The sequence below is a fragment of the Desulfuromonadales bacterium genome (assembly GCA_035620395.1).
In the GTDB taxonomy this organism is placed as follows: Bacteria; Desulfobacterota; Desulfuromonadia; order Desulfuromonadales; family DASPGW01; genus DASPGW01.
Map to the genome: position 1 here is coordinate 1 of DASPGW010000219.1, position 8126 is coordinate 8126.

Below are 8126 nucleotides of genomic sequence, written 5' to 3' on the forward strand. Positions count from 1 at the left end.
CCTGGGTCTGGGGATTGTAGGTCCCGGAGAGGATGGTTTCGAGAGGAATCTTCTCCCCCGGGCGCTGTCCGTCCGTGTGCTCCAGCACGTTGACGAAGTAGAGCCGATCCCCGGGCTGTATGCCATGGTGGCTGAAGTTGACGATAATGTCGTAGCGCTCGGCGATCCCTTGGACCGGCAGTTGCCCCCTGACGGTGCCGAGAGTGCCGTCGAAGGCGACCGAGTGTTCCATGATGTTGCCGTCGTTGGCAATCATGTGGAAGGGAACCCGGTTGTAGGAGATGCCGGAGCCCGGCGGGCCGGGAATCTCGCCGCCTTCGCCGTCGAGCTGATGCACCAGGGCGATGGAAAAGTAGCGCGACACCGACCCGTTCAGGATGCGGAAGCGGTAGCTGCGCGCCCGCACGTCGAGGAAAGGCTTGTAGAGCCAGTTGGCCAGCACCTGGTCGCCCAGGAAGCCGTCGAGGTTGAAGATGTTGAACCACAGCTGTCCGGTCTGGTCCCAGGCCTTGTCGGCGACCAGCAGGTTGACGTCGTAGTCGCGGTTGCCCCAAGGCAGCGCCGTGCCGCTCGGCAGGCGCAGGTTGACGCCGTCGTCGAAGGCCTCGTTGCCGCGGTCGAGGGCGCTGTAATAGTTCATCATCACGGCATTCCCCTTGTACACGTTCTGCGCCGTGAAGTCTAGCATGTGGTCGTGGAACCAGTGGGTGCTCATCGTCTCACGCCAGTCGCCGCGGATCCGGATGGAGCCGTTCTGGCAGGTCTTCCGGCCCGGGTTGGCGTCGTTGACGAAGAGGGTTTCCCCCGGCGCACAGGGAAAGGCCGCCCGCGGATCGGTTGCCCTGGTGTTGATGGTATCGTAACCGGCCAGTTGAATCGGCCAGCGGTAGTCATAGAACTGCCCGGGGAAGAAGAAGGCGTTGGTGTAGCCGTCGCTCTCGGCCGGGGAGTGGCCGTTGTGCTCGTGGGTGGATATCGTGTGGATGCCGAAGCCGCGGTTGGCCGCCGGGTCGATGGGCAGCGCGTTGTAGTGGCGCATCAGGACCGCCTGGCCGTAGCGCACCATGAGCAGTTTGGGCGGCAGGGTCCCGTCGAAGGTCCAGAGGGCTTCCGGGTTCTGGATCGGCATGTCCGGGTGGAAGCGGATGACGATGCTGCTGGTCGTCCCCTCGGTGCCCGGCACGCCTGCGGTGTTGTGGTAGAGCCCGCCGGGGCCGAACTCGCCGAACTGGTAGCGGTGCAGCTGCTTGCCGTCACGGAAGCCGCCGTTCACCCGCGCGCCAGCCTGGGCGGTCTTGTAGTAGACCTGCGGGAAGAATTCGTTGAACCGCTGGTGGGCCCAGCCGCGTCCGGGCGGCCGCCCTTCGGCGGGCGGCGTATCGAGCTCGCGGCCGATATAGGCAGCAATCTGCGCCTTCCAGGGGTTTTCATCCACGTCGTTGGCAAACTCCGTGGGGAAAGGCGCGATCCCCGCCTGGGCCAGGAAAGCCTCCAGGGCAGCGGGAGCCGGTCCGCTCGATGCATTCACGGGGGACGGGAGGGGATTGGCCGGTACCGGCCCGGTAGCGCTGAGCGGTTCGGTGCCGAACTCCTCGAAAAGCAGCATCTGCTGGGTGAAGGGCAGGGCGCCGAAGAGCGGGCTCGGCCGGCTGTTGGTCGGGATGTTGAAAAATCCCGCGGGCTGCTGCTGGGCTTCCTGCACGACGTTGTTGGCGCCCGGGTCTACCAGGGTCTCGCCCGGACCCTCCAGAGTCCCTTCATTGGCAGGGGGGAGCGTTGCGAGCAGAGCGTTATCGGTCCCGTCGGTAAAAGCGGACGGGTCATCGGCTGGTGGAGGACCGAAGAAGTCGGCGACGGGAGTGTTGCCGCCGCCGTCCGGCGGCGTGGCGCTGCCGCCGCTGCCACCGCCGCCACTGCAGGAAGTCAGGGTGAGCAGGCCCATCAAGAAGATCCCTTGAAGAAACCAGCGTTTCGTTGCCGTGCGCATTTGTATCCTCCTTTCCGGAAGGCAGCTGGGCCTGTCGACCTATTTGATTATGAATTTTGCTTTCTTTAATGGTCAGTATCCCGCTATCGGGTAAATCGATCAATGGGGGGAAACGGTATTCAGGGGTAGGAAATTGCTACTTTTGGGGGAATTAAGAGATGGTAAACCTCAGGATTTCCAGATGAATTTGCTCAAGGCGTCTTGCCGGATTCCAGGGGGCGATACGGAAGGACAGCCATGATGGTGGTTCCCCGTCCGGGGGCTGAGATAATCTCCAGGCGTCCTCCCAAAGCGGTTAGCCGCTCCCGCATCCCCACCAGGCCGAGGCCGGAAGGCTTGCCGGTCGCCGTATGTTCCGGGTCCGGTTCGAATCCCACCCCGTCGTCCTGCACGGCGAAAATGATTTCGTCACCCTTCTGTTGCAACCGGATGTCGACCGTTCGCGCCCGGGCATGTTTGATCACGTTGCTGAGGGCCTCCTGATAGATTCTGAAGAGGGCGATTTCGGCGTCGGGTTGCAGGCGCTGCCGCTCCAGACCCGGAGCATGGAGTGTGATCCGGAGATCCTTGAGATGTTCTTCCATGCGGTCGAGGTTGTACTCCATGGCCGGCACCAGCCCGGTGTCGAGAGCCGGCGGCCGCAGCCGGGCGGTGACGTTGCGGATCCCATGAGCAAGCTGCGTAGTCAGGTCGATGAGCTGCTTACACTTGGCGGCATGTTCTTGCTCCGGCAGGGGCTGTCTGAAGCTCCCCAGTTCCAGCTGCAGCACGGTCACCAACTGGCCTAGTTCGTCGTGCAGATCCCGGGCAAGACCTGCCCTTTCATACTCCTCTGTCCGGTCCAGGTGTCGGTAAAGTTGATGGATCTGCTCCTCGGCCGTTTTTCGCTTGGTGGCTTCATTGAAGGTCCCGACCATGCGCAGGGCACGTCCCTCGGAGTCGCGGGCAATGACCTGGCCCATAGCATGGAACCATGACCATTCTCCCGATTTCCGGCGCAGGCGGTGTTCGGTTTCATAGAAGGAGCTGCGCCCATCCAGATGATGCTGCAGCAACTTCAGGACGGGGAGGCGATCCTCGGGGTGAAGAAGATCCTTCCAGGTCTGCACCGACTGATCCAACTCGCCGGGGGCATAGCCGAGGATGCGTTCGCCGCTCGGACTGTAATAGCCCTTGTCGGTGGTGAGGTCCCAGTCCCAGAGGCCGCTTTTGGTTCCTTCTAGGGCGAGCCGCAGGCGCTCCTCGCTTTTGCGCAGTTCCTCCTCCATCTGCTGTCGTTCTTGCCACTGGGTCTTGAAGGGTCGGTAGAAGAAATAATAGGCCGGCCACAGCACGATCAGCATGGAGGCCACGTCGATAAAGATCTCGGTCACGGAGATGGTCGGGTGGAGTTTGGCCTTAATCAGCCATTCCCCGATCTCGGCGATGAAGAGGACGAGGATGACCACCCACAGCAGCCGGCCGGGTGAGAGGTCGAACAACGGAAGCTTGTTCCGCATTTTTTTCCAGGAGGAGGGATTTTCCTGGGATTTCCGGGGGGAGGGGAACATGTTTTCGTCCTCGATTAATTCCGTAAAATTACGCATTAATCCGATGACCAGGATACGCTACCTGTTTGCGCAGGATTCTGCCGGTTGCTAGATTTTTAATTTCATTATCGTTAACACCTATCTTAACTATACAATTGAGGGGATGAGCAAATCTATGGGAGAGTTTGAATTCGGAAATGAAAATTTGCCCTTTTGAATGAGAAAAATGGCTGATTTGAGGGGAATTGATGCGTTCGGGCTCTCAGGATTTCCAGATGTCCGGGTCGACCAGGCCGATGCGGATGGCGTATTTCACCATTTCGACGGGGCTGTCCATACCGAGCTTGGTGGCGATATTGAGCCGGTGTTTTTCGACGGTCTTGGGGCTGATGCAGAGAGTGTCGGCGATCTGGATTGTGGAGAGGCCCTCGACGAGCAGCATGAAGACCTGCCGTTCCCTTTCTGAAAGGCTCTGGTAGCCCTCGTCGGGAGTCGCCGTCGAGCGGCCTTTCAGGTAGACGTCGACGACCGAAGAGGTGATGGATGAGCTCAGGAAATAGCGGCCCTTGGCAACGGCCCGAATGGCGCCGAGAATCTCTTCGCTCGGTCCCCCCTTCAGGATATAGCCGAGAGCACCGGCGTCGAGGGCCTGGCGGGCGTAGGCCTCCTTTTCGTACATGGAGAGGATCACGACCTTCGTCTCGGGTGAAGTATCCTTGACCATCTGCGCGGTTTCCAGGCCGGTCAGACGGGGCATGGCGATGTCGAGCAGCAGAACATCGGGATGATGAACCCGAGCCTTCTCCAGGGCTTCCATGCCATCACCGGCTTCCTCGACCACCTCCATGTCGGCCTCGGCTTCCAGCAACTGGCGCAATCCCTTCCTGACGATGGGATGGTCATCGGCGATCAGAACCCGAATGCCGCTCATGGTGTCTCCCCTGGTTCCTGTGGCTGGTTCGGGAGGAAGGCCTTGACGGTCGTCCCTTCTCCTGGGCTCGAGATGATCTCCAGTCGCCCTCCCAGGGCGGCGACCCGCTCCCGCATCCCCACCAGGCCGATGCCCCCCTGATTTTTTTCCCCCGGGAGAGTCAGCTGCGGCTCGAATCCTACCCCGTCGTCCTGTACGGCCAGAAGGATCTCGGAACCTTCCCGCTGCAGCCGGATATCGATCGTTCGCGCCCGGGCGTGCTTGACCGCGTTGTTGAGGGCTTCCTGGTAGATTCTGAAGAGGGTGATCTCGACCTCGGGTTCCAGGCGTTGCCGCTCCAGGCCCGGGGCTTGAAAAGTGATCTGAAGGTCATACAGGTGTTTTCGCAGGTTCTCGAGGTCGTATTTCAGGGCCGGCACCAGGCCGCTGTCGAGAGCCGGCGGCCGCAGGCGGGCGGTGACCTGACGGATCTCATGCCCCAGTTGCGTGGTCAGGTCGATGAGCTGCCGGCACCGGGCAACATCCTCGGGCTCCTGCAAGGTGCGCTTGAAAACCCCTAGATCCAGCTGCAGAACGGTCACCAACTGGCCTAAATGGTCGTGCAGGTCCCGGGCCAGGCGGGCTCTTTCGTTCTCGGCTGTCCGATCCAACTGCTGCCAGAGTAGATGCAGTGCAGCTTCGGCCTGCTTTCGCATGGTGATGTCGGTGTGGGTTCCTGTCACCCGGAGAGCCTTCCCCGCCGAGTCCCTTTCGACGACCCGGCCGCGGTCGAGGATCCAGATGTCATGGCCGTCCTTGGTGCGCATGCGGTACTCAGACTGGTAGCTGGGAGTAAGCCCGTTCACGTGGTCCGTCAGGGCCTGGAGCGTCTTCTCCCGGTCCTCGGGGTGCAGGTGGCTCTCCCAACTGCTGTAATGGGACGCCAGCTCCCCTGGTTCATAGCCGAGCATTGTTTGCCAGCGGGGACTGAAGTAGACCTCGCCGGTCGGCACGAGCCAATCCCACACTCCGTCGTTGATCGCCTCGAGGGCGTACTTCAAGCGCTCCTCGCTTGTTTTCAGCGCCTCCTCCATCCGCTGACGCTGGTGCCACTGGGTCTGAAAGGGTCGGTAGATGATAAAATAGATAGGTACAAGCACCACCAGCATGGAAATCATGTCGATAAAGGCATGAGGCAGATCCGACTCGGGGAACGCGTGGCCCAGAAGCAGCCGCTCGCCTACCTCGGCAAGGAGGATGGAAAGGATCACCACCAGCAGAAGCCGGCCGGGGGAGACGTCGAGTAAAGGGTGTTTCATTCGCAATCCGTTCCAGTTGGTGATATCCATCGGGGGGTCATAAGGGGAGGAGGACATGGTTTTGGCCTCATCTCTATTCTTGAAAATCAGTGTTAATGACAGGGGCCGGGTTCAAATGATTTTCCCTGAAGTATACCATGGGGGCAGTGTGCGCGCTCGGGAAAAAACCTGAAAAAACCGGTGCGAATCAGCCGGGATGGCAGTATTCCTCGACACCGGCGTACCCTGACAAGGTTTTCGCGTTTCACCCGAATTTGCAGAATCGGGTAGAATGATCAGGTAGGGAGATGGGCTGAGCGTGGGCGGAGCGAAGTTGGTATGAACGGAATGGAAATGTATCTCGGCGGATCGCCACTGGTGGCGGTCGGGGCAGCCTTTGCTGGAGGACTTCTCGTCAGCCTTTCCCCCTGCGTCTACCCGATGATCCCCATTGTGTCCGCCTATGTTGGCTCCCGCACCGCCGGGGCGAAAACCCGGGTGAGGTCTTTTCTCCTTTCGATGGGGTATGTGGTGGGAATGGCCGCCGTCTATTCGCTGCTGGGCATGGTTGCGGCCCTGACCGGAAGTTTCTTCGGACAGATCAGCACCAACCCCTGGGCGCTGCTGATTGTCGCCAATATCCTCCTCCTGTTTGCCCTGAACATCCTGGAGGTGCTGCCATTTCCCGCCTGGTTTGCGGATCGTCCCATGGAGCCGGCCGCCGGAGGGGTAATCGGAGCATTCCTGATCGGCGCCGCTTCGGGCCTGGTAGCCTCCCCCTGTGTTTCGCCGGTACTATTCGGCCTGCTCACCTACGTTGCCACGACCCAGAGTGTTGCCTACGGAGGCTTTCTGCTTTTCGCCTTTTCCATGGGGATGGGCGTTCTGCTCATTGTAATCGGTACGTTTTCGGGGATGGCCGCCGCTCTGCCCAGGCCGGGCCGCTGGATGGTCGGCGTAAAAAAGATTCTCGGCCTGCTGATGCTGGGTCTGGCGATATATTATCTGGTGAAGGCCGGGCAGGCGTGGTTTTAAGGGAGCTGAAGATGACCAGAATCGTAAAAACTCTTTTGCTGGTGCTGGGTTTCCTGACGGTCATGGTCGCCCCGGGCTGGAGCGTCGAGGTGGGTGAGCCGATGCCGGATTTTGCCCTGCAAACCTTTGACGGCAGCAAGCTCTCCCGGGCGACTCTCGAGGGAAAGCCCCTGCTGCTGGTTTTCTGGAATACCTGGTGTCCGAACTGCATGCGGGAATTCCCCGGCATCAACCGGCTGGCGGAGGAGTTTGGTCCGAGGGGGCTGAAGGTGCTCGCGATCAACACCGGAATCAACGATGCCGAGGGCAAGGCTCGGGCCTTCTGGAAAAAGCACGGCTACGGGTTTCCCACCGGCTACGATCATGTCTTCGAGATTGGACAGGCCTTCGGGGTCCGCGGAGTCCCGACCATTTTCCTGGTCGATAGCAAAGGGGTGGTGCGTTACAAGCACGTCCAGCTTCCCGAAAACATGGAAGAACACTTCAAGCAACTGATCCGCAATTGAACCTGAAAACGGCATTTACTCGCGCGCGCCAAGGCCGCAAAGAAATTCCAATCCTTATGAAGATATAGACCCGCACCAATCAGGTTAAACGCCAAGGTCAAATAACCGCCTGATTTTCCTTTGCGCTCTTTGCGAGCTTTGCGCGAAACTGCCTTTTCTAGGTTGAAGGGATCAGAGTGCCGCCCCGACGCTGAACATCAGCCGGTATTCCGGTTCGCTCTGCTTGCCGTTCAGGTCCTCCCAAACCGGGATGCCGAGGGAGAGGTCTGCAGACATCCCGCCTTCGGCCGAAAGGCGGGTCCCGGGAGATAGAAAAAGGATGTGCCCGCCGCTTTCCGGGTTCTTGACCCCGGCCACCTCCTCTTTTTGCCGGTATTCGCCGTTGGCCTCCAGAATCAAGTCCCAGTTCAGGTGAGAATGATGCTCGCCTCCGCGGTGGGAGTGCCCCATCTCCGGCAGCCGCCAGGAGAGAGCCGCATTGTAGGTCAGGAGGTCGCCGAGGTCGGTCTTCTGCGTCCCCTTGGTGGCCAGCAGATAGAGAGCGCTGGCGTCGAAGGCCAGGCTGTTGAAGTGGCGGGTGAGGCCGAGCCCGAGCATCGGATCCCAGGATCCGGAGCCCGGCTGGTGTTCGGCCTCGAAGCGTACCCTTTCCGGCGTTCTTACGTCGGTGCGGCCGGTGGGGGCTTTTACCCCGAAGAGCAGCGCCAGATGAAGTCCTGCCTCGGGTGGCTCCAGGAAGCGGCACTGACCGAAGAGGGTGAGATCCCCGATGCCCTTCGCGTCGCCGTGGTCCTCGACGTGGGGCGGCTCGCCCTCCGGTTCGTGATGCGCCTCGCGGATGGCATTGCGGTAAAGATAGGG

Annotated in this window: 7 protein-coding genes; 2 read left to right on the forward strand and 5 right to left on the reverse strand. The window is 60.6% G+C overall.

Features of this window, described 5'->3' with window-relative positions; translation table 11 throughout:
• From VD811_12060 to VD811_12075, 4 genes are all read right to left on the reverse strand, one after another.
• The coding region (locus tag VD811_12060; protein HXV21710.1) for a hypothetical protein at positions 1–1987 on the reverse strand (1987 nt) is incomplete at its 3' end.
• 191 nt (positions 1988–2178) lie between these two features.
• Complete coding sequence (locus VD811_12065; protein HXV21711.1) at positions 2179–3486, reverse strand: PAS domain-containing protein; 1308 nt, start codon at positions 3484–3486, stop codon at positions 2179–2181.
• Positions 3487–3778: 292 nt separating this feature from the next.
• Entirely contained in the window at positions 3779–4447 is a 669-nt protein-coding gene (locus VD811_12070; protein ID HXV21712.1) for a response regulator transcription factor, read from the reverse strand.
• Positions 4444–5745, reverse strand: a complete 1302-nt coding sequence (locus tag VD811_12075; protein HXV21713.1) for a PAS domain-containing protein — start codon at positions 5743–5745, stop codon at positions 4444–4446. Before VD811_12075 ends, VD811_12070 begins: the two co-directional genes overlap by 4 nt.
• 318 nt (positions 5746–6063) lie before the next feature.
• Here VD811_12075 and VD811_12080 point away from each other — a divergent pair, with 318 nt between their 5' ends.
• Together VD811_12080 and VD811_12085 are read left to right on the forward strand one after the other, a co-directional pair.
• Positions 6064–6759, forward strand: coding sequence for a cytochrome c biogenesis protein CcdA (locus VD811_12080; GenBank protein ID HXV21714.1), 696 nt, complete (start codon positions 6064–6066; stop codon positions 6757–6759).
• An 11-nt stretch (positions 6760–6770) separates the two neighbouring features.
• A complete protein-coding gene (locus VD811_12085; GenBank protein ID HXV21715.1) occupies positions 6771–7265 on the forward strand; it encodes a TlpA disulfide reductase family protein in 495 nt (164 codons plus the stop codon).
• A 171-nt stretch (positions 7266–7436) separates the two neighbouring features.
• On the opposite strand, the gene VD811_12090 is transcribed toward VD811_12085, so the two are convergent.
• Positions 7437–8126, reverse strand: a 690-nt coding sequence (locus tag VD811_12090; protein ID HXV21716.1) for a transporter, incomplete at its 5' end; no start/stop codon positions are given.

Bases quoted from the DNA above. Each gene is read 5' to 3' on its own strand.
- VD811_12080 (HXV21714.1), top strand. From the start codon at position 6,064: ATGAACGGAATGGAAATGTATCTCGGCGGATCGCCACTGGTGGCGGTC.
- VD811_12085 (HXV21715.1), top strand. From the start codon at position 6,771: ATGACCAGAATCGTAAAAACTCTTTTGCTGGTGCTGGGTTTCCTGACG.
- VD811_12065 (HXV21711.1), bottom strand. From the start codon at position 3,486: ATGCGGAACAAGCTTCCGTTGTTCGACCTCTCACCCGGCCGGCTGCTG.
- VD811_12075 (HXV21713.1), bottom strand. From the start codon at position 5,745: ATGAAACACCCTTTACTCGACGTCTCCCCCGGCCGGCTTCTGCTGGTG.
- VD811_12070 (HXV21712.1), bottom strand. From the start codon at position 4,447: ATGAGCGGCATTCGGGTTCTGATCGCCGATGACCATCCCATCGTCAGG.